Annotated in this window: 14 protein-coding genes and 1 tRNA gene; 11 read left to right on the top strand and 4 right to left on the bottom strand. The window is 65.7% G+C overall.

Features of this window, described 5'->3' with window-relative positions; translation table 11 throughout:
• Window positions 1-17: 17 nt before the first annotated feature.
• The 6 genes from C8J26_RS15920 (at window position 18) to C8J26_RS15900 (ending at window position 3,586) form a co-directional block, all read left to right on the top strand.
• A tRNA-Arg gene (locus tag C8J26_RS15920) sits at window positions 18-94 on the top strand.
• 129 nt (window positions 95-223) lie between these two features.
• Window positions 224-394, top strand: coding sequence for a hypothetical protein (locus C8J26_RS20555; RefSeq protein WP_167398872.1), 171 nt, complete (start codon window positions 224-226; stop codon window positions 392-394).
• Between the two features lie 164 nt (window positions 395-558).
• Window positions 559-924, top strand: coding sequence for a CsbD family protein (locus C8J26_RS15915; protein WP_056414630.1), 366 nt, complete (start codon window positions 559-561; stop codon window positions 922-924).
• Between the two features lie 52 nt (window positions 925-976).
• Entirely contained in the window at window positions 977-2,449 is a 1,473-nt protein-coding gene (locus C8J26_RS15910; RefSeq protein WP_107959231.1) for a PAS domain S-box protein, read from the top strand.
• Window positions 2,446-2,670: a hypothetical protein gene (locus C8J26_RS20685; protein WP_208631426.1), complete on the top strand. Its 225-nt coding sequence runs from the start codon at window positions 2,446-2,448 to the stop codon at window positions 2,668-2,670. The genes C8J26_RS15910 and C8J26_RS20685 overlap by 4 nt, the downstream gene beginning before the upstream one ends.
• 37 nt (window positions 2,671-2,707) lie before the next feature.
• On the top strand, window positions 2,708-3,586 hold the full coding sequence (locus C8J26_RS15900) for a hypothetical protein (RefSeq protein ID WP_107959230.1): 879 nt from the start codon (window positions 2,708-2,710) through the stop codon (window positions 3,584-3,586).
• Between the two features lie 138 nt (window positions 3,587-3,724).
• On the opposite strand, the gene mqo is transcribed toward C8J26_RS15900, so the two are convergent.
• The 4 genes from mqo to C8J26_RS15880 all read right to left on the bottom strand — a co-directional run bounded on the left by mqo (window position 3,725) and on the right by C8J26_RS15880 (window position 13,372).
• Window positions 3,725-5,452 carry a malate dehydrogenase (quinone) gene (gene mqo, locus C8J26_RS15895; protein WP_208631425.1) on the bottom strand — a complete coding sequence of 576 codons (1,728 nt, stop codon included), beginning with the start codon at window positions 5,450-5,452 and terminating at the stop codon, window positions 3,725-3,727.
• Window positions 5,453-5,828: 376 nt separating this feature from the next.
• Window positions 5,829-7,481, bottom strand: a complete 1,653-nt coding sequence (locus C8J26_RS15890) for a DUF5597 domain-containing protein (RefSeq protein ID WP_208631436.1) — start codon at window positions 7,479-7,481, stop codon at window positions 5,829-5,831.
• Between the two features lie 86 nt (window positions 7,482-7,567).
• Window positions 7,568-10,495 (bottom strand): beta-galactosidase GalA, encoded by a 2,928-nt coding sequence (galA, locus tag C8J26_RS15885; protein ID WP_244185353.1) that lies wholly within the window; start codon window positions 10,493-10,495, stop codon window positions 7,568-7,570.
• A 123-nt stretch (window positions 10,496-10,618) separates the two neighbouring features.
• Window positions 10,619-13,372: a TonB-dependent receptor gene (locus C8J26_RS15880; RefSeq protein ID WP_208631435.1), complete on the bottom strand. Its 2,754-nt coding sequence runs from the start codon at window positions 13,370-13,372 to the stop codon at window positions 10,619-10,621.
• 461 nt (window positions 13,373-13,833) lie between these two features.
• Here C8J26_RS15880 and C8J26_RS15875 point away from each other — a divergent pair, with 461 nt between their 5' ends.
• The 5 genes from C8J26_RS15875 to C8J26_RS15855 all read left to right on the top strand — a co-directional run bounded on the left by C8J26_RS15875 (window position 13,834) and on the right by C8J26_RS15855 (window position 22,535).
• A complete protein-coding gene (locus tag C8J26_RS15875; RefSeq protein WP_244185352.1) occupies window positions 13,834-15,390 on the top strand; it encodes an alpha-L-fucosidase in 1,557 nt (518 codons plus the stop codon).
• Between the two features lie 25 nt (window positions 15,391-15,415).
• Window positions 15,416-17,491, top strand: a complete 2,076-nt coding sequence (locus C8J26_RS15870; RefSeq protein ID WP_244185351.1) for a beta-galactosidase — start codon at window positions 15,416-15,418, stop codon at window positions 17,489-17,491.
• A gap of 213 nt (window positions 17,492-17,704) precedes the next feature.
• Entirely contained in the window at window positions 17,705-20,104 is a 2,400-nt protein-coding gene (locus C8J26_RS15865; RefSeq protein ID WP_107959226.1) for a glycoside hydrolase family 31 protein, read from the top strand.
• An 8-nt stretch (window positions 20,105-20,112) separates the two neighbouring features.
• On the top strand, window positions 20,113-20,901 hold the full coding sequence (locus tag C8J26_RS15860; protein WP_107959394.1) for an SGNH/GDSL hydrolase family protein: 789 nt from the start codon (window positions 20,113-20,115) through the stop codon (window positions 20,899-20,901).
• Window positions 20,902-20,981: 80 nt separating this feature from the next.
• On the top strand, window positions 20,982-22,535 hold the full coding sequence (locus C8J26_RS15855; protein WP_107959393.1) for an alpha-L-fucosidase: 1,554 nt from the start codon (window positions 20,982-20,984) through the stop codon (window positions 22,533-22,535).
• The last annotated feature ends 3 nt before the right edge of the window (window positions 22,536-22,538 follow it).

Below are 22,538 nucleotides of genomic sequence, written 5' to 3'. Positions count from 1 at the left end.
AGTCCTCGCCGCAGCGCGCGCCCGTAGCTCAGCTGGATAGAGCAAGGAGCTTCTACCTCCTCGGTCGGGGGTTCGAACCCCTCCGGGCGCGCCAATCGCCGCACCCCGCCGCTGCTCGCCCCACCCCGCCGCTGCAGATTCTACCGCGCCAGCTGGTCTTTCTCGATCACGCGCGCCCCCCGCGTCCGTCTTATGCACAGCGCCATTAACCAGAGGGCGATGCATGACGAACGCAGAAACGGCCTGGCCACAGGCTTCCGAGCGGGACGAGGACAAGCGCTATTTCGCGACCCGCGCACGCTGGCACGAGGATCGCGCCGAGGTGGCCATCGATGCGAGCACCAGGACGCTGCATCTGCGCTTCGCCAGAATGTACCATACGCGCGCACAGTAGCGTTCTGGTACATTCCGCTCAGGAATTTCGTTTTAAATACCAGGAACCTAGCAGCCTTGATGGGGTTTATGCGTCCAGATCGGACATAGGCATGCGGGCGTTCTGACGGGCCTACCAACCCTCAACCGCTCTCCGATGCGAGAACTCCAGCGAAGGTGACGACGATGAACAAGGACGAATTCCAGGGCGGCGCACGCTACGTCGGCGGCAAGATCGAAAAGGGCGCGGGCGATGTCGTCGGTAGCCGCGACTGGCAGGTCGATGGCGTCGTCGATCAGGTCGCAGGCGGCGCGCAGAACCTCTATGGTCGCGCCAAGTCGGCGGTCGAGGATCTTGTCGACGGCGCCCCCGAACTCGCCGACAAGGTCAGCCAGGACGCACGTGACGTCGCCGAGCGTACCGCCGACGCAGCACGCCGCGGCGCGAAGACCGCGCAGGACTCCGCCAAGGATGCCCCTCTGCTCTGGGCACTCGGTGCCGCCGCGATCGGCTACGGCCTGGCCTGGCTCGTCCACGGGTCGCGCGACTAATCCCTTGGCGACGCGGACCGCCCTGAAATCGCTACGGGACTCGGCTGATCTGATGCACCTGCGTCAGATCATCGCCGGGCTCGATGAAGGCGTCATCCTGATCGACCCCGATCAGAGCATCCTGTGGGCGAACAAGGCCGCCCTGGGGATGCACGGCGTCGTCTCGATCGAGGATCTCGGCGAGACGGTCGACGAGTATCGCGACCGGTTCCAGTTGCGCTACCGCAACAACCACCGGCTCGACTCCGCCGATTATCCGATCGAGCGAGTCATGACCGGCGAGGCCTTCTCCGAGGTTGTTGTCGAGGTCGCGGTCAAGGGCGAGGACCAGCCGCGCTGGGTCCACCAGGTCCGCAGCCTCGTCCTCACCGACGACAAGGACGAACCCGAATGCCTGGTGATGATCATCCAGGACGTCTCCGCGCAGTTCGAGGCCGAGGACCGGTTCGAACAATCGTTCAACGCCAACCCCGCGCCCGCCGTCATCTGCCGCCTGTGCGACTTGCGCTTCGTGAAGGTCAACCAGGGCTTCGTCGACATGACCGGCCACGATCGCGACGCGGTCCTTGCACGAACGCTGTACGATATCGACGTGCTCGACCACGCGGAACAGCGCAAGCTCGCCAAGGATCGCCTCGCAGAGGGTAAGACGATCCCGCAGATGGAGGCCGAGCTCGCGCTGCCCGACGGCACGACCAAGCTCGTCATCCTTGCTGGCCAGCCGATCGACATGGGCGAGCAGCCGTGCATGTTGTTCACCTTTGCCGACCTCGAACCGCGTCGCAAGGCCGAGACCGCGCTGCGACATAGCGAGGAACGCTTCATGCGCACCTTCTCGCTGGCGCCCGTCGCACTCGCGATCGGCACGCTAGACGGCCATCGCCTGTGCGACGTCAACGAGGCGTTCACCGATCTCACCGGCTATGCCGCGGCGGAGATCACCGACCGGCCACTGGGCGACATCGACCTGTGGGAGACTGCCGCCCTGCGTCACGATCTCGAGGGCGAGATCGAGGCCGGCCACCCGATCCGCGACCGCGAGGTCAGGATCAGGCTGAAGGACGGGGGCGTGCTCGACTGCATCGTGTCGACCGAACCGATCACGCTCGGCAACGATGCCTGCGTCCTTTGGGCGATGCGCGACATTACGACGCGCAAGACGTCCGAGCGCGAGCTCGTCAACGCGATCGAGGCGGTGATGCAGGACACGAGCTGGCTCAGCCGGTCGATCATGGAAAAGCTCGCGCGGATCCGCACGCCACAGTCCGAACCGACCGGCGTCGGGCTCGGCGAACTCACCCAACGCGAACGCGAAGTGCTCGCGCTGATCTGCCGCGGTCTCGACGACAAGTCGATCGCGCGCACGCTAGACGTATCCGCCAACACGGTGCGCAACCATGTCGCGCGGATCTATTCGAAGATCGGCGTCAATCGTCGCAACGCCGCCGCGGCATGGGCGCGCGCGCGCGGCTTCGATGGCGACTCGGTCGTCATCGGCACGCCGAACAGGGAGATCGCCGCATGACCCGCAAGACCGACGGCCGCGTCCGCGAAGCGAAGGGCTCCGTGCAGGAAGCGATCGGCAAGCTGATCGGCGACGTGCTCGTCGAGCAGCGTGGCGCGAGCGAGAGCAAGGCCGGCGCGCGCGACTCCGCCGCCGCCGCCAACACGAATTCCGACCCCGCACGCGCCCCGGAACCGGGTCCGGCCGCGGACGATGTCGGGCGCAAGGACGGCGCAGACTGACGCCGTTCGACTACCTACCGTACCAACAGGAGGAACTATGACCACCAACGTAACCCCCGGCTACGTGCCGGCTGACGACGCGCGCTTTGCAAAGACCGTCACCCGCGTCTCGTGGGGCGCGATCTTTGCCGGCGTCGTGATCGCGATCGCCGTCCAGCTCGTGCTTGGCATCCTGGGCACCGGCATCGGCCTCAGCCTCGTCGACCCGGTCGAGGGCACCACGCCCGGCGCAACCGGCTTCGGTATCGGCGCAGGCATCTACTGGCTGATCACCACGGTCATCGCACTCGGCGCCGGCGGCTATGCGGCTGCGCGCGTGGCGGGCGTGCATGACCGCTTCGACGGCCTTGTCCACGGGCTCGTCGTCTGGGGCGTGACGCTGATCCTGACGCTCTATCTTCTGACCTCGGCGGTCGGCGGCATCATCGGCGGCGCCTTCCGTACCGTTGGTTCGGTCGCATCCGCCGCAGGGACCGGCATCGGTGCCGCAGCTCCCAAGGTTGCCGACGTCGCCGGTGTCGACGTGACCAACGTGCGCGACGAGGCTGCCCAGTATCTGGCGACCGCACCGTCCAATCCGGCGCAGATGACGCCCGAGCAGGCGCAGAAGGAAATCGCGCAGGAACTGCCCGCGCTCGCCAAGGGCGGCCAGGACGGCGCACAGGCTGAGAGCCGCATCGTCGACATCGTCGCCGCACAGCGCCAGATCAGCCGTCCGGAAGCACAGGCCCAGGTAACGCGCGCCAAGGCTCGCTTCGTCCAGACGAAGAACAACGCCGTGGCCACCGCGAAGACCGCCACCGACAAGGCCGCTGGTGCCGCTGCCGGTACGTCGTTCACGCTCGTGATCGCGCTGATCATCGGCGCCGCCGCTGCGGCCTTCGGGGCAAGCGCAGCAACGCGCCGCCGCGTCTAAGACTACGCGTCGCGGCTGTCCGACAGCCGCGACCGTCACGAAAAAGGGCGCTGCCGGTTCGACCGGCAGCGCCCTTTTTTTACACCTGTCTCAAACGCTTGCGCCGCGCAGTGACCAGGCGGTGGAAGCTTGCGCGGCCTACAGCGCCAAGTCGGGGCTGCGATCCACCTTCACCCGCGTCGCCGCCGGCTTCGGCTGCGTCGACACCTGCACCGCAGGCGACGGCACCGTCAGTTGCAACGTCTCGGCGGTCGATGCCCAGGTCTGCGCGATCGCCTCGGGATTGTCGTTGAGCAACGTGCCGTAGCTCGGCACGATCTCGCGGATCTTCGCCTGCCACGCCGGCGTCGCGAGATGGTTCGCGAACACCTTCTTCAGCAGGTCGAGCATGATCGACGGCGCGGTCGATGCGCCCGGCGACGCGCCGAGCAGCGCGGCGATCGAGCCGTCCTTCGACGCGACGATCTCCGTCCCCAGCTTCAGCACGCCACCCTTCTTCGGATCGCGCTTGATGATCTGCACGCGCTGGCCAGCCTGCCACAACCGCCAGTCGCCATCCTTGGCGCCGGGGAAATACTCGCGCAGCGCCGTCATCCGGTCCGCGTCCGACATGATCAGCTGCCCGGCCAGATATTCGACGAGATCGAAATCGTCCCAGCCGACCGCGATCATCGGCCGGAAATTGTCGAGCGTCACCGACGCCGGCAGATCGAAATACGAGCCTTCCTTCAGGAACTTGGTCGAGAAGGTCGCGAACGGCCCAAACAGCAGCGCCTGCTTGCCGTCCAGATAGCGCGTGTCGAGATGCGGCACCGACATCGGCGGCGATCCGACCGCCGCCTTGCCGTAAACCTTGGCGAGATGCGCCATGGCGACCGAGGGCTTGTCGGTGACCAGGAACGAACCGCCGACCGGGAAGCCGGCATAATCATCGGCTTCGGGGATTCCCGACTTCTGCAGGATCGGCAACGCGCCGCCGCCTGCGCCGGCGAACACGAAGCGCGCGTTGATGATCTGCTTCTCGTCGCTCTTCATGTCACGCGCGGTCACCCGCCAGCGCTTGTCGGGGCTGCGCTCCAGCGACCGCACCTCATGCCCCGTCGTCAGTTTGAAACCGGGCTGCTTGGCCATCGTCGCGATATACTGGCGGGTGACTTCACCCCAGTTGCAGTCGGTGCCCAGCGGCGAGCGCGTCGCGGCAAGCTTCATCTTGGGGTCGCGACCCTGCATCATCAGTGGAACCCACTGCGTGATCTGCGCCGGGTCGGTCGAGAATTCCATGCCCGAGAACAGAGGGCTCGCCTGCAGCGCGGCATGACGCTTGCGCAGGAACGCGACGTTTTCGTCCCCCCAGACCAGGTTCATATGCGGCGTCGAATTGATGAACGACCGCGGGTTGGCGAGCATCCCCGCCTTGACCTGATGGCTCAGGAACTGGCGCGTGACCTGGAACTGCTCGTTGATCTCGATCGCCTTCTTGATCTCGACGAGCCCGTCGGCGCTGTTCACCGGCGTATAGTTGAGTTCGCACAGCGCCGAATGACCGGTGCCCGCGTTGTTCCAGCCGTTCGAGCTTTCCTCGGCGACCTTGTCGAGCCGCTCGACCAGTTCGATCGTCCAGCTCGGCTCGAGCTGGTGCAGCAGCACGGCCAGCGTCGCGCTCATGATCCCGCCGCCGACCAGCAGCACGTCGACGTTGCGCTCGGTCGTCGCGGCATCGGCCTGCGCCATCGGCAGCATCGATGCGCCACCCACCACGCCTGCGCCGATCGCGGAGCCGAGCAGGTTCCGCCGGGTCACGCCACCGGCCTTTGCCGCGGTCGTGGAGGTCATGCCCGTCTCGGCACCAATCTTACTGTCGTTCATGTCGCGCGCCACCGTCCTACCTTCTCGTTGCGGTCTGGCCTCGCAAACAGTCCGCCGGCGAGCGGCGGAAAGGCGATGATCCATCACCGGATTATCGTCAGGAGCGCAGGCGAACGGACCCGACACCAGGATGCTGTCGGCCGAGCACGATTGCTGCTCCGAGTCCTCGCCTAATCCGTCGTTCGGGATTTTTGGGTGTCGCCATGTCTTGGATAAGCGGCGACTATCCGTGCCGGATATGGCATCCCTGACCGCGTCGCGCAAGTTTGCGCCCCGCGACGGCGATCGTCGCAGGTCATCCGGGGGCGGTTGGCGACCGTCCCGCCCGAGTATAGGTCGCCCCCCGATCGCCCGGCTGCGCTGCTATTTAACGCCGTTATTTATACGTGCCCATCATCACCTTCAGGACGGTCGGTGCGACGAGCGTGATCCCGTAATCGGTCTGGTCGCCATTCCAGACGCGGCTCATCACCCAGCGTCCGTCGGCCATCCGCCCCTCCTCGACGCGGAAGACCGAGCCGTTCTTCGGGCCATCCTTCGCCGTCCCGAAGGTCAGCCGGACATGATCGCCGACCAGCAGGAATTCGTTCGGCGATAGATGCGCGACCGCGACGCCGCCGACCGGCTCCTTCGCCCAGACGGGCGGCTCGGACTTGATCCACGTCCAGTCCTTCTGCCCGAACTGCCATTCGCCATAGCTCGTGGCGATCGTCCAGTTGCCCATCGTGGTCGACTGGGCGGGCGTCGACTGGGCGGGCGCCCCCTGCCCCGCGACGTCGTCCGGCTTGACCGCGCCCCAGGTCGGATGCTCGTACGCGATCTTCGCCCAGTCGCGCGCCATCGTCGACAGCGCCGCATATTTCAGCCCGATCGAATCGAGCGTCTCGTCGTCCAGCGCCTTCGCCCCGAGCGGGTAGTTGAAATACCCCGTGTCATCCATGCCGAACGGCGCATAGCCGATCGCGCCGCGCCCGATCGCTGCGTAGAAGAACCGCGCAAACTCCTTCGCGTTGCCGATCTCGGGCACCATCAGCGCGTTGTCGGGCCGCGCATACGCGTCAAGGTACAGCGCGACATGGCCCGCATCGCGGTCGTAGATGTCGGGCGCCTGGAAATCGAGCGCGGGCGCGGCCGCCTTCCAGATGTCGAGCACGTCCTGCTGCGGCCCGCCGCTTGCGACCCCGGTCGGATCGGGCACGTTCGACGGCCCCGCGAGCGATGCGTTGACGTACATCGGCAGTGGCTTGATCGCCTTGCCCGCCGCGGCGATCTCGTCGACGAAGCGCGCAGTGTGCCACGTATTGAACGCACGATCGGCCTGTTTCCCGAACATCTGCGTCCAGCTTCCGCCCGGCTTCTTCAGCGCGCGGGCGAGCTCGGCGGGCACGGGCTTGGCGAACACCGCCTCGGCCTGCGCGCCATAGTCGCGCGGCGAGCGATAGCTGCCGACCTCGTTCTCGGGCTGCACCATGATCACCGTGTTCTGCGGATCATGCGCCTTGAGGTATTTCATGACCTCGACGAACGCGCGCTTGTCCGCCTCCAGCGTCGCGCGGAACATCGGCGAATGGACGTAATGGTCGGTGCCGTCCTTCAGCTTCATCCGCGGGAAGCGGCGATTGTCGGCCTTGAACCAGTCGGGGGTATAGCTCGGCGCGGTGTTCTTCCACGTCCCGAACCACAGCAGCACGACCCGCTTGTCATGCACCCGCGCCTGCTCGAGCAGCGTCTGTAGGAACGTCATGTCGAACCGCCGCTCGACCGGCTCGACCTGCTGCCACGCGATCGGAATCTCGACCGTATTCGCATGAATCCGGTCCAGCACCGGCCAAACCTGCGCCAATGCGGACGGATAGTTGCTGCTGTTGTTCACCTGCGCCCCAAGCATCAAAAACGGCGAACCATCGACCATCAGCGCATGCCGGCCGCCCTTGGAGACGATCCGCGGAACCTCGGTCGTCGTCTGTGCCGATGCAATCCCGGCGATCAGCGACACGGACAGGGCCAGGCCCGCGACCATTTTCTTCATACGAACCATCACTGAATCCTTTTCTGTCGACGCGGCGCCGACCGGAAATCCCCTGTCGATCGACCTCGAAATGCTTGCGCGACGCGTCATTCCTCTACGAATACGATGCCCCCCAGCCCCGACGCTTGCGTGCCGTTGCCTTCGAGCAGAACCGATACGACGCGCTCACCTTCGCCCGCAGGCATCGGCACGACGACGGTCCCCGGTGCGAACCCGGCCTTCGTCCCCACGCGCTTGCCGTCGATCCAGACCTCGCCCCGACCGACGACACCTTGAAGGACGAGTTTTCCGCCACGTTCACGCACCGGCCGACGCGGCGTGACCTTGGCGCGCAACACGCTCCACGGTCCGGCACCCTGCGCCGGCTGGATCTCGCCCGCCCGGACGAACAGCCAGCTGTTCATGTCATTGTCCGCGAGCACGATGTCGGGCGACGGCTTGGCCGCGAACGCCGGCGATTGCCGCCAATCCTGCAGCATGAGCGTCGCCGCGGTGCTCGGCACGCTCGGCCGGGGCGGCGTTGCGAGCAGGCGAACCGTTGTCGTCGCGCTGCGCAGACCGGCCGACGTTACCGTCAGCGACAGTGGGCGCGCGTCGCGCCCGGCACGAACGATGACCTGCGCCAGGCCGTTGAACAGATCACGCCTGTCGCCCTGCTCGGCTTCGTGGCTGGTCGGATCGCCGTTGCCGAGCCCGATGATCGTGCCCCCGGTCGCGGCGAACGCGACCGGGAGGTTGGCGGTGGGGACATGGCGTCCTTGCGCGTCGATCGCGTCGATCGTGAACGGCTGGACGTCCTCGCCATCGGCGGCCATCGCGCGGCGATCGGGCGTGATCCGCAGCGCGACCGCCGGGCCGGTCGTCTCGACCGCGCTGCGCGCCACTTCGCGGCCACCGCGATAGCCGATCGCCTCGAGCCGCCCGGGCGCATAGGGAATCTGCCAGTGCGGCATCGTGTAGCGATCGACCGCCTGTTCGCCGATCACCGTACCGTTCAGCAGCAGCCGCACCGTGTCGACATTGGTCAGTGCGATGACCTTGACGGGTTGCCCCTCGCGCCCCGGCCAGTTCCAGTGCGGCATCAGGTCGAGCAGCGGGGTGTCGTCGATCCACTGTGCGCGGTGCAGATAATAGGCCATCTTCGGGAAGCCGCACAGATCCATGATCCCGAAATAGCTGCTCACCGACGGCCATTCGAACGGCGACGGCTCGCCGTGATAGTCGAACCCGGTCCACACGAAGCTGCCGCCGACAAAGGGCCGCTCGGCGATCGACTTCCAGCTGGCGCGGTGCGTGCTGCCCCAGTCGGCGGGCTCCTCGTCATAGGACGCCATGACGTGTGCGGCGCGGTCGGTCTGCCACGCACCGCGGGTCATGAAGCTCGACGTATCCTCCGAACTGATCATCGGCAGCGTCGGATTAGCCCCGTGGAAGCGGTCATATTGGTCGCGCTGATAGTTGAAGCCGACCAGATCGACCGCCTGGCTGACGTTGACGGGCGCGAACATCCCGCTGTTCATCGCCGCCGTCACCGGCCGACTCTCGTCGAGCGCCTTGACCACCCGCGACATGCGCCGGACCATCTCATAGCCCGCCGGCGTTCCCTGCATCGGCTCTTCGTTGAAGACCGACCACAGGATCACGCTCGGCCGGTTGCGGTCGCGCCGTACCAGCCATTGCAGTTGCGCTATATAGTCGGGGCTGGTGTTGAAGTTGCGGTTCTCGCTCATCACCAGAAAGCCCATGCGATCGCATGCGTCGAGCACCTCGGTCGCGATCGCGTTGTGCGAGAACCGGATCGCGTTGCACCCCAGATCCTTCAGCCGCCGGAGCCGCCATTCCCACAACGCATCGGGTACCGCGACGCCCACCCCGGCATGGTCCTGGTGGTTGCACGTCCCCTTGATCTTGAGCGGCTGGTCATTGAGATGGAATCCGGTGGCTGCATCGAACCGCACCGTCCGGAAACCGATCCTGAGCGTCCGCTCGTCGACCGTCCGGCCTGCGCGGATCAGCCTCGTCCGCAGCGTGTAGAGCGTCGGTCTGTCGACCGACCATAGTCCGGGGGTCGCGACCGGGAGCGTGAGCGCCACGTCCATCGGCTCCAGCGACGGCACCGTCCCGGCGGCGGTGTGCGTCGCGACCATCCGGCCATCGGGATCGATCAACGTCGCCTCGATCGTGACGGCGGCGGACCGCGTGCCGATATTGCCGAGCGTCGCGGTCACCGGGACCGTCCACGCGCCGCCTGGGCCGCGGCGCGGATCGGCATGGATCCCGTCGGTCGCGATATAGGTGGCATCGCGCTTTACCAGCCAGACATGGCGGTACAGGCCTGCGCCCTCGTACCACCAGCCTTCCATCGACTGCGCGTCGACGCGCACGACGATCGTGTTCAGATCGTCGCCGTACCGCGCGAGATCGGTGATATCGACATAGACCGAGGTGTAGCCGCTCCAGTTATGCGCGACGACCGAGCCGTTGAACCAGATCGTCGCGTTCGTGGCGATTCCGCCGAACTGGATTTCGAGATACCGCCCGCGGTCCTGGGGATCGAGCCGCAATGCGCGCCGGTACCACCCGAAACCGCGGCGGCGATAGCCCTGCGAGACGTTCGCGGTCTCTTCGATCGGCATCGCCATGGCCCAGTCGTGCGGCAATTCGACCTCTGGCCAATCCGAATCGTCGTACTGCATCGCCGCCGCGCCCTGCGCCTGCCCGGCCTTCGCGCTGTTGTACGACCAGCCATGCCCGCGGATCTCGGGCATCGGTATGTCGCCGAGATGGAAGCGCCAACCGCTGTCCATCAACGACCGGCCGGGATCCTCGATCGAAGGACGTGGCGGCAAGGCATCGCGCATCGCGGGCATCGGCAGCATTCCCGCGGCAGCTCCCTCGGGGCCCGATACCGCTGCCCGCGCGACCTGTGCCGGCCCGAGCGCTGCGCCGAGCGCGGCGCCATTTGCGAGAAACCGCCTGCGGCTGATCCGAGTCCTGCGCTGGTCCTGCGTCATCGTCCCCCCTCCCGAAGCGCGCTTTGCGCGTCCTATTCTGTCCTCGACTATGACAAACCAGCGCCGCTGTCGTCCCGCGGCGGGAAAGATCCGAAGATCCGGCCCGCAGCGGCATTTGTCGGATCAGAAGGTGATGCGGGCAACCCCACTGATCTGACGATCGCTCATGATCAGATCGCGTGGGCGGCTGGTGATGCCGTAATAGGTCGACCGCACCGTGTTGGTGAGGTTGGTCCCGTTCAGCGTCAGCGAGAGATGCGGCGTGATGTTCGCGGTGATCGACGCATCGAGCTGCCCCGACGCCTTCTGGAACTGCGGCAGGTTGCCTGTGCCGTTTGCCGAGGTCGTCACCAGGAACTCGCTGCGCCAGTTATACGCCACGCGGGCCGAGATCAGGCCGCGCTCGTAGATGCCGATCAAATTGTAGTTGTACTTGGAAAGCCCCTCCAGCGACAACTGCGTCACCGGACCGTCGCTCGCCGGGCTTGGCGCCTGCGAGTCGACATAAGTGAAGTTTGCCTGGACACCCAGCCCACTCAGCGCGCCGGGGAGGAAATCGAAGAACTGCTGATACGCGACTTCCGCGCCCTTCACCTTCGCCTTGCTGGCGTTGTTGTAGGTGGTGACGTCGTAGGTCGCGGTCACGCCGTCGGTGAAGGTCACGTTACGCGGCGTGATGACCGTCTGGATATAGTTGGAGATATCCTTGTAGAATCCGGCGACCGTCAGCGATCCGCTCTTGGCGAAATACCATTCGAGCGAGGCGTCGAAATTCGTCGACTTCATCGGCTTCAGATACGGATTGCCGGTCGACGTGACATGCTGCTGATCGATCTGCGCGGTGCCCGGCTCGGTGATCGTCAGGCTCGGGTTGAGCTGATTGAAGTCCGGCCGCGAGATGTTCTTCGACGCGGCGAACCGCAGCTGGAGCCGGTCGGTCAGGCGGCCGCGCACGTTGAGGCTCGGCAGCACCGACGTGTAGGTGTTCGCCTCGTTCACCTCGGTAAAGGTGGGCGCCGCGGTCGACTGCGTCCCGTCGGGCGCGGTGATCAGGTCTACCTGCTGATAGAAGCCCGATACCGCGACCTTGCTCTGGACCACGCGCACGCCGAGGTTGCCGTCGATCGGCACCGGCAGGTCGTCCGCCTTGAAGAAGGCCGCGGCATAGCCGGTATAGGTCTTCTGCGCCTGCGTGTTGGTGCCGCTCGGCACATAGCCGGGCGTCGAGGTGATGCCGAGCGACTGGCGCGTGTCGTCGTAGCTGAGGACCGTCGGCAGCGAGAACGCCTGGATGTCGCCGAACAGATCCGCCTGCCCGCGGAAAAAGCCGCTGAGATCGACATAGCGCAGGTTGGTCGCCGCCCCCGTCAGCCCGGTATAGCGATAGCCGGTATCGCTGGTCCGGTTGCGGCGATCCGCAAACCGGAACCCGGCCTTGATCGAGCTGAGGATCCCCCCGTCGAACCGATATTCGCCGTCGAGGCGGCCGACCTTGTCGGTGCCCTTCGAGTTGTTGAGGTTATCGAGGTAGAAGCCCTTGCTGTACGTCGCCGGGTTCGCCAGGCCGTTGGCGGACGTGATCTGGAACGCGGGGACTTCACCCGAGATATCCTGGGTCAGCGTGGTGGCGACGCCGCTCAAGCCGACGATGGAATTCAGGTTGTCGGTCTTGGAATCGACATATTGGAGATCGCCGGTGATCGTCAGGTTCGCGGTCGGCTTCCATTTGCCGTTGAGCGAGTAATCGGTCGTGACCGAATGGCGCGATCCGATCGAGGTGTTGTTGCCGATCGGAACGTCGGTGAACGTCCCGCTCTGGAAATCGCCGTTCGGCGCATAGGTGAACACCGCCCCCGGCTGCGGCGTGATCGACGCGCCGCTGGTGTACGCGAAATAGCTGTAGCCATAGGATCGCAGCTTGTAATCGTTGCGGAACACCTCGCCGGTGAATTCCAGCGTGTCGGTTGGCCGCCACTGGAGCGACACGTCGATGCCGAGACGACGACGATCGCCGAACACTTCGCCGATGCCGGTGCCGTGCGGCAGCGTGGTGGTCTGGCCATTACGCCCAAGCGCGGCCAGCGTCGCGGCGTCGTTGGCGTTGCTCGGGTCGAGCGTATAGAACGGCTCGGTCGAGATCGTGTCCTGACGGAAACTGGTCTTCTGATACGAAGCGCTTGCGAGGATGCCGATCTCGCCGATGCCGGTGTCCCAGCGATCGCTGATCAGCAAGGACGCCGATGGCTTGCTCTTCTTGACGAGGTCGTAATAGGTGTTCGTCGCCGCACCCGAAATCTTGAAGCCGTCAAAGTCGAACGGCTTGCGCGTGCGGAAGTTGATCGTGCCGCTGAGCTGCCCCTCGATCAGGTCGGCCGACGGGTTCTTGTAGACGTCAATGCCGGCGAGCAGCTCGGATGGTACGTCCTCCAGGCTCAACGCATTGCTCGAATTGTTCGCGGTGAAGATGTCGCGCCCGTTCAACTCGGTCCGGACCTGCGTAAGCCCGCGGATCGCGACCGAACTGCCCTCGCCGAAATTGCGCTGGATCTGGATGCCCGAGATCCGCTGCAGAGCCTCGGCGATGTTGCGGTCGGGCAGCTTGCCGATGTCCTCGGCGACGATCGAGTCGACGATCTGCACCGAATTGCGCTTGATGTTCTGCGCGGACTGAAGGCTCGCGCGGACGCCGGTGACGACGATATCGCCGGGTGCGGCTGCATCGGCAGCGGGTGCGGCATCGGCGACCTGGCCAGGATCGGCGCTCGGTGCGACGGTGCCACTGGCCTGCTGCGCGTTTGAGGTCGCGGGGGCGGTGGTGGCGGGGGCTTCCTCCTGCGGCGCCGCGGTCTGCGCCTGGGCTACCGAGCCCACCATCATCAGCGCCAGCAGCGACACGGTCGTGCTGAGGCCCTGGATGCTGCCAATGCGAATCTTTGAACGCTTCATCACACTCTCCTCCAGCGGGTCTGATCCTTGCGGACCGCCTGCAGTTCACTTTTGGATACCGTGCGCGGCGGGCCGCTGCCGGATCGTCCGCCGCCCCTAGCGAAGGAATTAGATCATTTATATGCTAATTCGAATTACGCCGACAAATGTCATGGATGATGGCAAAAATAGCACACTGCCGCAGCGCCAAACGGGTATGTCGGCGCTGGCGTTTCCGATAGTTGTCAGTCTCGAGCCGCTCGCAGGCAGCATTCGCCCGATCCTGCCGCGCGGCGCCAAGTCAGACATGAAAAGTCTAATTGTAAGACTTAATTGACAATCCGTCCGACATCGGGTCGTTTGCACCCAACGCTCCTACCGAGCGGTCCAACGCATCTGGGGAGAGGATCTTGGTGACGTTCAGCAAACGCGAGGTGTTAGGCGCACCGCTCGCGGCCGCAGTCGGCCTGGGTGGCGTCTCGCGTGCCGTCGCGTCGCCTCCGGGACGCGCGTCGGCGCGCCCGACCCCGGCGATCATGCCAGGTCGGTTCGAGTCCACCGCGCAGTCGCTTGCCGGCTACCGCGCGCCGGACTGGTTTCGCGACGCCAAGTTCGGGGTCTGGGCGCATTGGGGACCGCAGGCGGTTCCGGGCCAGGGCGACTGGTATGCGCGCTTCATGTACGTGCCCGGCCACCCGCATTACGATCATCACGTCAAGACCTACGGCCACCCGTCGACATCGGGGTACAAGGACATCATCCCGCTATGGCGCGCAGAAAACTTCGATCCTGATGCGCTCGCCGCGCGCTATGCCGCCGCGGGCGCGCGCTACCTCGTGTCGATGGGCGTACATCACGATAATTTCGACCTTTGGCGGTCGAAGCATCAGCGCTGGAACGCCGTCGCGATGGGGCCGAAGCGCGATATAGTCGGCGCGTGGAAGGCGGCGGCGGTCCGCCGCGGGCTTCGCTTCGGCGTGTCCGAACATCTCGGCGCGAGCTATTCCTGGTGGTATCCCAACCATCTCTACGATCAGTTCTGGCCCAAGCTGGGAGTCGCATATGACGGCGCCGATCCGCGCTATGCCGATCTCTACCACAGCAACCGCGACGAGCCGTTCCTCAACACGCCGGCCAGCTGGTACACGACCAACCCGGACTATCACGCGCTGTGGTTCGACCGGATCCGCGACCTGATCGACAGTTACCAGCCCGACCTGCTCTATTCGGACGGTGGCCTGCCGTTCGGCGCGGTCGGCCGCTCGCTCCTCGCGCATTTCTACAACAGCAGTATGGCGCGCAACGGCAAGCTGGAGGCAGTCTACAACTGCAAGGATACGGGCTCGGGCGCGTTCAGCACGGATTGGGCGGTGCAGGACGTCGAGCGCGGGGTGCTCAAGGGGATCAATCCGCATCCCTGGCAGACCGACACTTCGAACGGAGACTGGTTCTTCGACCGGAACGGCACGTACAAGACCACCGACGAGGTGGTCGCGATGCTGGCCGATGTCGTCAGCAAGAACGGCAACCTGCTGCTGAACGTCGTGATGCACGCCGATGGCAGCCTGCCGGCGGAGTCTGACCGGTTGCTGAGCGATCTGGCGCCATGGATGGCCGCCAACGGCGAGGCGATCCACGCTACCCGCCCCTGGACCATCTATGGCGAGGGGCCCACCACCGCCGCCGCGGGCGCGTTTGCGGAAAAGACCAGCTACACGCCGCGCGACATCCGGTTCACAACCAAGGGTGACACGCTGTATGCGATCACGCTCGGCATGCCGCAGGGGCAGACGGTGATCACGTCGCTGGCCCAGCCCAATCCGCACGAACGCAGCCGCGTCCGTTCGGTCCGCCTGCTCGGCCGCCCCGGCGGGATCGCGTTTCGTCAGACCGGACAGGCGCTGGTCATCGATCTGCCGGCGGTCCTGCCGACGCGTCACGCAAGCGCGTTCGCGATCGCGTTCGCCTGACATAATATAGGCTTGGAGAGGCTTTTTGACACATCGAATTATACGCGGCCTGCGGTTTGCCCTTCTCGCCGCGGCGACCCTGTCGGTACCGCTGGCCGGCATCGGTCCGGCGATCGCACAAAGTGCCGCCGGGCATCCCGACTGGCCGGGCGGGGGCGATCTGTTCGTCGGCGCCTGTTACCAGCCCATCGACCGGTCGCCCGAACAGATCCGCCAGGATATCGCGATCATGAAGGCGGCCGGGTTCACCATGGTCCGGATGGGCGATCTGTCCTGGGATTCGTTCGAGCCGCAGGACGGGCATTTCACGTTCGAATGGTTCGACACAATCCTCGACCAGATGCACGCCGCGGGGATCAAGGTGCTGCTCGACATTCCTGGCCAGCCAGCCCCGACTTGGCTGCACAAACGCTATCCTGGCGTCGATCTCGTCACGCAGGACGGTGTCCGGCGCAACGCGGCGACGCGCTATTGGGACAATATCAGCGATCCCGATTATCGCCGGCTCGTCAAACGGCTCGCCGAACAGATGCTCAAGCGGTACGCGCATCATCCCGCGGTGATCGCGATCGGCTACACCAACGAGATCGGCAACGGCCAGATGTCGTATTCGCCGGCGGACCGGCAACGCTTCGTCGGCTGGCTGCAGAAGAAATACGGGACGATCGCGGCGCTCAATACCGCCTGGGCGACGCAGCGCTGGTCGCGCCGGATCAACAGCTGGGACGAGGTCGACCTGCCCTATGGCAACGGACCCGGACCGAACGAGCGCAATCTCGACCTTCGCCGCTTCTGGTCGGACGATACGATCGGCGCGCTCACCGAGCTTGAGGCTGTCCGCAAGGAGCATGCCCCCAACCTGCCCGTCGCATCCAATTTCTGGCCCGACGCATGGACCAAGGGGTTCGACTATCTGCGGTCGTGGGACAAGGTCTCGACCTATGGCGGACAGGGCTTCTATCCGGGCGAGCCGCTCGGCGCGGCGCTGGACGTCTCGCGAAACCGCGCCGGGCACGACACGCCGATGTGGCTGAACGAGTTCACCGCCGGCGGTGGCGGCTATTACGGGACGCCGGGCCGGTCGCGGATGTGGGCCTATTTCGGGCTGATCTATTACGCGCAGACCTTCCTCGCCTGGACGTTCAACTCGCATAGCGGCGGCGAGGAACAGGGGCTGTTCGGCCTGGTTGACCATGACGGCCGCGCGTCCTGGAAGGTCGGCGAGTTCGGCCAGATCGCCAGCGAGTTCGCCAAGCTGAAGACGATGGGCTTTCCGCGTTACCGCAAGCCCGAGGTCGCGATCGCCTATTCGTTCCAGACCAACTGGCTGACCTCGCCCCCGCCGGGGCCCAATACGATGCAGGAATATTTCAAGACCAGCTATCCCGACCAGGCGAAGGCCGCGCTCGAACCGCTGTTCGTCGACAACATCGACACCGCCGTGATCGACATCGGCCACGACCCGATCGATCGCTACAAGCTCGTGATCCTGCCCAGCGCGTACATGATCGACAAGGAGACCGCGGACGCGGTGCGGCGCTATGTCTCGAACGGCGGGACGGTCATCATGACCGGCTATTCTGCCAAGGTGGACGAGACGGGCAAGTGGTTCGAGACGCCCCTGCCCGGTCGGCTGACCGACGTGTTCGGGGTGCGGACGAACGAGTTCTACCGTGCCGAACAGCCGCTGAAGGTGACGTTCGAGGGCAAGGAGCAAACCGGCAGCGATCCCTATTACGAGGTGCTCGAACCCAGCACGGCCAAACCGTTGGCGATGTTCACCAACACCCCCCGGCCCAGCCCTGCGATCACCGTAAACCGCTTCGGCAAGGGTCGGGCGATCTATCTCGCCACTGCCGCGCAGCCCGCCTTTCTCGATCCGCTGGTCCGGTCGCTTTATGCCGAACTCGGGATCGAGCGCGGCCCCGTCACGCCGCCGGGCGTGGTCGCCCGGGTCGTCGAGGGGCGCACATTGTACGTCAACACCCGCGACGCGCCCGTGCGCGTCGCGCTCGCCGGCCAGAAGCAGGATACGCTGACGGGCAAGACGCACACCGGCTCGCTTGATCTTGCGCCCTACGGGGTGGCGCTCCTGCGGTAAGGCCGGTCGACCGCCCCTGCCCGGCACACGCAGCCCCGTCGTCCGAGATCTTCGATGGCTGGCCGGGCAGAGTCGGAACTCCTGATCGCAAGCATCCGGCCATCGGCGAGAAATCTGGTTGATCTGCATCCCGTTTCTGCAATTATCCGACAAAATTTCATTCGCGCTATGATAGCGCTACCCTAAGGGCACAGGCCCATGGAGAGGATTTCGATGTACATTTCCCCAGCGCGTGCGCTCACGCCATCGTCCGAGCCATCTCTCCACACGACGCGCGTGGGATGGTCGTCGCGACTGGTGGCACACCTAGCGATCGGGGCCTCGCTCGCGACGCTGGGGACGGCCGCGAACGCCGCGCCGATCGCGACGGTCGATCGCAACGGCAGCCTGGTCTCGGTCGAGGCCTATGCGCCCAACATCGTCCGCGTGACGATCGCGACCGATCGCGGTCAGGTCGACGCGCCCCCCGGCGATGGTCCCAACGCCAAACCCAACGCTGCTGGCTGGACGCATCAGACCACAAATAGCGCCGACGTGTTCGCCTCCGCCGCGCTGTCGCTGTCGGTCGATGCGAAGCCGTGGCCCAAGGCGCCGTCGCAGATGGAGCGCTATTTCGCGCCGTCGCTGCCGCCGGTCTCGGTGACGATCCGCAAGCCCGACGGCACGATGCTGACGCAGATGACCGGCTGGGAAATGGCCCCGCACACCGTCAACGGCGAGAAGACGTTCCGGGTCGGCGCAAGCTTCGCCTCGCCCGCCGACGAGCATTATTACGGGCTGGGCCAGAACCAGGAGGGCAAGCTCGACCTGCGCGGCCGCACGATCGACTGCCGCCACAATTACGATGCGCCCGCGGGCGAGACGGTCTGCGTACCGTTCATGGTCACCAACAAGGGCTATGGCATCGTCTGGGACAATCCGTCCTCGACGATCGTCTCCCCCGGTCTGCACAGTTCGACGCACTGGCAGTCGGAAGTCGGCGAGCGCGTTTCGTTCTTCGTCATCACGGGCGCCACCACCGACGAGATCTATGCCGGCTATGCCACGCTGACCGGGACGACGCCGCTGCCGCCAAAGGCCGCGTTCGGGCTTATCCAGAGCAAGGCGCGGTACGAGACGCAGAAGGAACTGCTCGGCATCGCCGACGGCTATCGCAGCCGCGGCCTGCCGCTCGACATCATGGTGCTCGACTGGTTCTACTGGTCGCGCATGGGGCAGCTCGACATCGACCGTACCTATTTCCCTGATCCCAAGGGCATGAACGACACGCTCAAGTCGATGGGGATGCATTCGATCATCAGCGTCTGGCCGCGCTTCGAGAAGGAATCGCGCTATTTCGACATGCTGTCGACCAAGGGCTGGTTCCTGAAGGACAAGGACGGCAACGTCGTCGACGGACTGCCGATCCGCTCCGATCGTGCCGGCGCGTTGATCGACAGCACCAATCCCGATGCACGCCACTGGTTCTGGGAGCGGATCCGCGACAACATCGCCAGCCAGGGCTTCGACTGGTTCTGGCTCGATGAGACCGAGCCCGACCTGGTGCCCGACGGCAGTTTCTATTCGATCGGCTCGGGCGACCGCTATCACAACGTCTTCCCGCTGCTCCACACGACGGGCGTGGCGGAGGGGTCGGCGAAGGACCGCCCCACGATGCGCAACCTGATCCTGTCGCGCGCCGCCTATCTTGGCGCACAGCGCAATGGCGGACTGTTCTGGTCGTCGGACATCAAGTCGACCTGGGAGGCGCTGCATCGCCAGGTGCCCGCCGGGCTTGGCTTCACCGCGAGCGGCATGGCCTATTGGGGCAGCGACATCGGCGGCTGGCAATGGCCGAGCGGGCCGAAGGCGACCCGTCCCGTGCTGGTCGATCCGGCAGGCGCAAAGGCGATGGCACCCGACTATGCGGATTACCCCGAGCTGTTCACGCGCTGGTTCGCCTATAGCGTGTTCACGCCGACGTTGCGGATCCACGGCCAGCGCCCTGCCACCGCAATCTGGGAATATGGCGCGGCCGCCGAGCCGATCCTCTCGACCTTCCTGAAGCTCCGCTACACGCTGATGCCCTACATCTATTCGCTCGGACGCCAGACCTACGAGAGCAATGCGCCGATGATGCGCGCGCTGTTCATGGATTTCCCGAACGATCCCGCGGTCGCCGACATGGGCGACGAATATATGTTCGGCCCCGCCTTCCTGGTCGCGCCCGTCACCGAACAGGGCAGGACCAGCCGCCAGGTCTATCTGCCCGCGGGTGCCGACTGGTATGACTACTGGACCAACCAGCGGTTCACCGGCGGCCAGACCGTCACCGCGAACGCGCCGATCGACAAGATCCCGCTGTTCGTGCGCGCCGGGTCGATCATCCCGATGGGTGTCCAGGTGCCGAGCACCGCGACGGCGCAGGCGCTGGAGAGCATCCGCGTCTATCCCGGCGCCGATGCCAGCTTCGCGCTGTACGACGATGACGGCGTGACCAACGCGTACCAGACCAAGGGCGGTCGCAAGGCCATGCTGCGCTGGGACGACAAGACCGCACGGCTCACCGCGTCGGGCAAGCTGCCGACCGGCCAGAATGCCGCATCGCTGGTCCAGATCGTGGGTGCCAAGTGAAGCGCGGGATGTTCGTCGTCGCACTCTCGCTGGCTGCGGTGCCCGCGATCGCGCAGACCGTGTCGCCCGGCGATCCCTATGCCGGCGATCCGGTCGGGATCGTCGCGGCCCCCTGCCCCGCGCACCCCGCGCCGACCGACGGCGCAGGGTGGGAGGCGTGGAAGCGGCACATGATGATGCGCGACTATGGTCAGTTGTGCCGGTACCGCGCGCAAAACGACCAGCTAAAGGCGTCGCACACGCCCGCCCGGGTGGTCTTCATGGGCGATTCGATCACCGACAACTGGATCGGCGCAGATGCCGCGCTGTTCACCGACGGCATCGTCGATCGCGGGATCAGCGGCCAGACCACGCCGCAGATGCTGGTGCGGTTCCGCGAGGACGTGATCGCGCTCAAGCCGCGCGCGGTGCAGATCATGGCGGGCACCAACGACATTGCGGGCAACACCGGCGCCTCGACGATGGAGATCGTCCAGGGCAACATCGCCAGCATGGCCGACCTCGCGCGCGCAAACGGTATCAAGGTGATCATCGCCTCGATCCCGCCAGCCGCCGCCTTCCCGTGGAGCAAGGACAAGCAGCCGGTGCCGCAGATCCGCGCGCTGAACGGCTGGTTGAAAAGCTATGCGGCGAAGAATGGCTTCACCTATGTCGACTATTACACCGCGCTCGCCACGCCAGACGGCGCGATGAAGCCGGGGCTGGCGAGTGACGGCGTCCACCCGACGCCCGCCGGCTATGCGGCGATGCGGCCGCTCGCGCTCGCCGCGATCCGCCGGGTATCCGGGGCCAAGTGAGCGTCGATCTCAGCCGCCGGTCGGTGCTAGCAGGGATCGCAGCACTCGGTCCCGCGACGCACGCGCTGGCGCAGAGCCCGATGGGGTTGGCGCGTGGTCCGGTGCAACCGACCTGGCAGTCGCTGGTCGATCACTATCGCTACCCCGACTGGTTTCGCGATGCGAAGCTCGGGCTGTGGTCGCATTGGGGGCCGCAATCGGTGCCCGAGCAGGGCGACTGGTACGGCCGCCTGATGTATCTGCAGGGGCACCCCGCGTACGACCACCACCTCAAGACCTATGGCCATCCGACCCGGTCGGGGATGATGGAGGTGATGAACCGCTGGGCCGCAGACCGCTGGGATCCCGATGCGCTGATCGCGCGCTATGCCAAGGCGGGCGCGAAATATTTCGTCTCGCTCGCCAACCATCACGACAATCTGGACTGCTACGACAGTCGCTATCACGCGTGGAACTCGCTGCGCGTCGGGCCGAAACGCGACGTGGTTGGGACCTGGGCGAAGGCGGCGCGGCAGGCCGGGCTGAAGTTCGGCGTGTCGAACCATGCCGCGCATAGTTGGCACTGGTACCAGACCGCTTACGGCTATGACCCGACCGGGCCGCTGAAGGGGCAACGCTATGACGCCTTCACGCTGCGCGCCGCCGACGGCCGCGGAAAATGGTGGGACGGGCTCGACCCCCAACAGCTCTATACCGGCGCGCACGCGGTTCTGCCGAACGGGATCGACACGATCGCGGCGATGGCCGCCTGGCATGAGGCGAACGACGGCCAGTGGATCGAAACACCGCCGCCGAACGATCCGGGCTATGCCGCCAAATGGCTGCTCCGCCAGACCGACCTGATCGACACATACAAGCCCGACTTCTGCTATTTCGACGATTACGAACTGCCGTTCGGCCCGATCGGGCTGCAGGCGGCGGCGGACTATTACAACCGATCGATCGCGTGGCACGGCACGATCGACGTCGTGCTGACCGCCAAGCAACTAAAGCCCTATGCGCGCTTCGGGCTGGTGCAGGACGTCGAGCGCGGCTTCACCGACCATCTGTGGGACGAGCCGTGGCAGACCGACACGTGCATCGGCGACTGGTTCTACAATGTCGCGCGCCTGACCGACAAAAGCTACAAGACTGCCGAACAGGTGATCCAGCGGCTCGCCGACGTCGTGTCGAAGAACGGCAATTTGCTCCTGTCGATCCCGCAACCGGGCGACGGCTCGATCGACGGCGAGGAGGAGAAGATCCTCGACGGCATGAGCCGCTGGATCGCGGTCAACGACGCGGCGATCTTCGGCTCGCGGCCGTGGCGGATCTATGGCGAGGGCCCGACCAAGCTACAGGCGGGCATGCAGAACGAGCAATCGTCGGGGGTGTTCACGCCGCGCGACGTGAGGTTCACCACCAACAAGGGGGCGCTCTACGCGCTGTTTCTTGGCTGGCCGCGGGGCGAGGTCACGATCGAGGCGCTGGGGCGCCACCGCTTTGCCGAGGGCGCCGTCGAGCGCGTGACATTGCTCGGCGGTGCGACGATCGCGCACCGCCGGGATGCGCGCGGGTTGCACCTGACGATGCCCGCGAACCCCGGCGGCGGGTTCGTCCCCGTCCTTAAAATCGAAGGGCGCGGGCTGGTATAAGCG

It is taken from the genome of Sphingomonas aurantiaca (assembly GCF_003050705.1).
In the GTDB taxonomy this organism is placed as follows: Bacteria; Pseudomonadota; Alphaproteobacteria; order Sphingomonadales; family Sphingomonadaceae; genus Sphingomonas; species Sphingomonas aurantiaca.
Note: the sequence above shows the minus strand (reverse complement) of the source record. Positions and strands in the feature narration are given on the sequence as shown.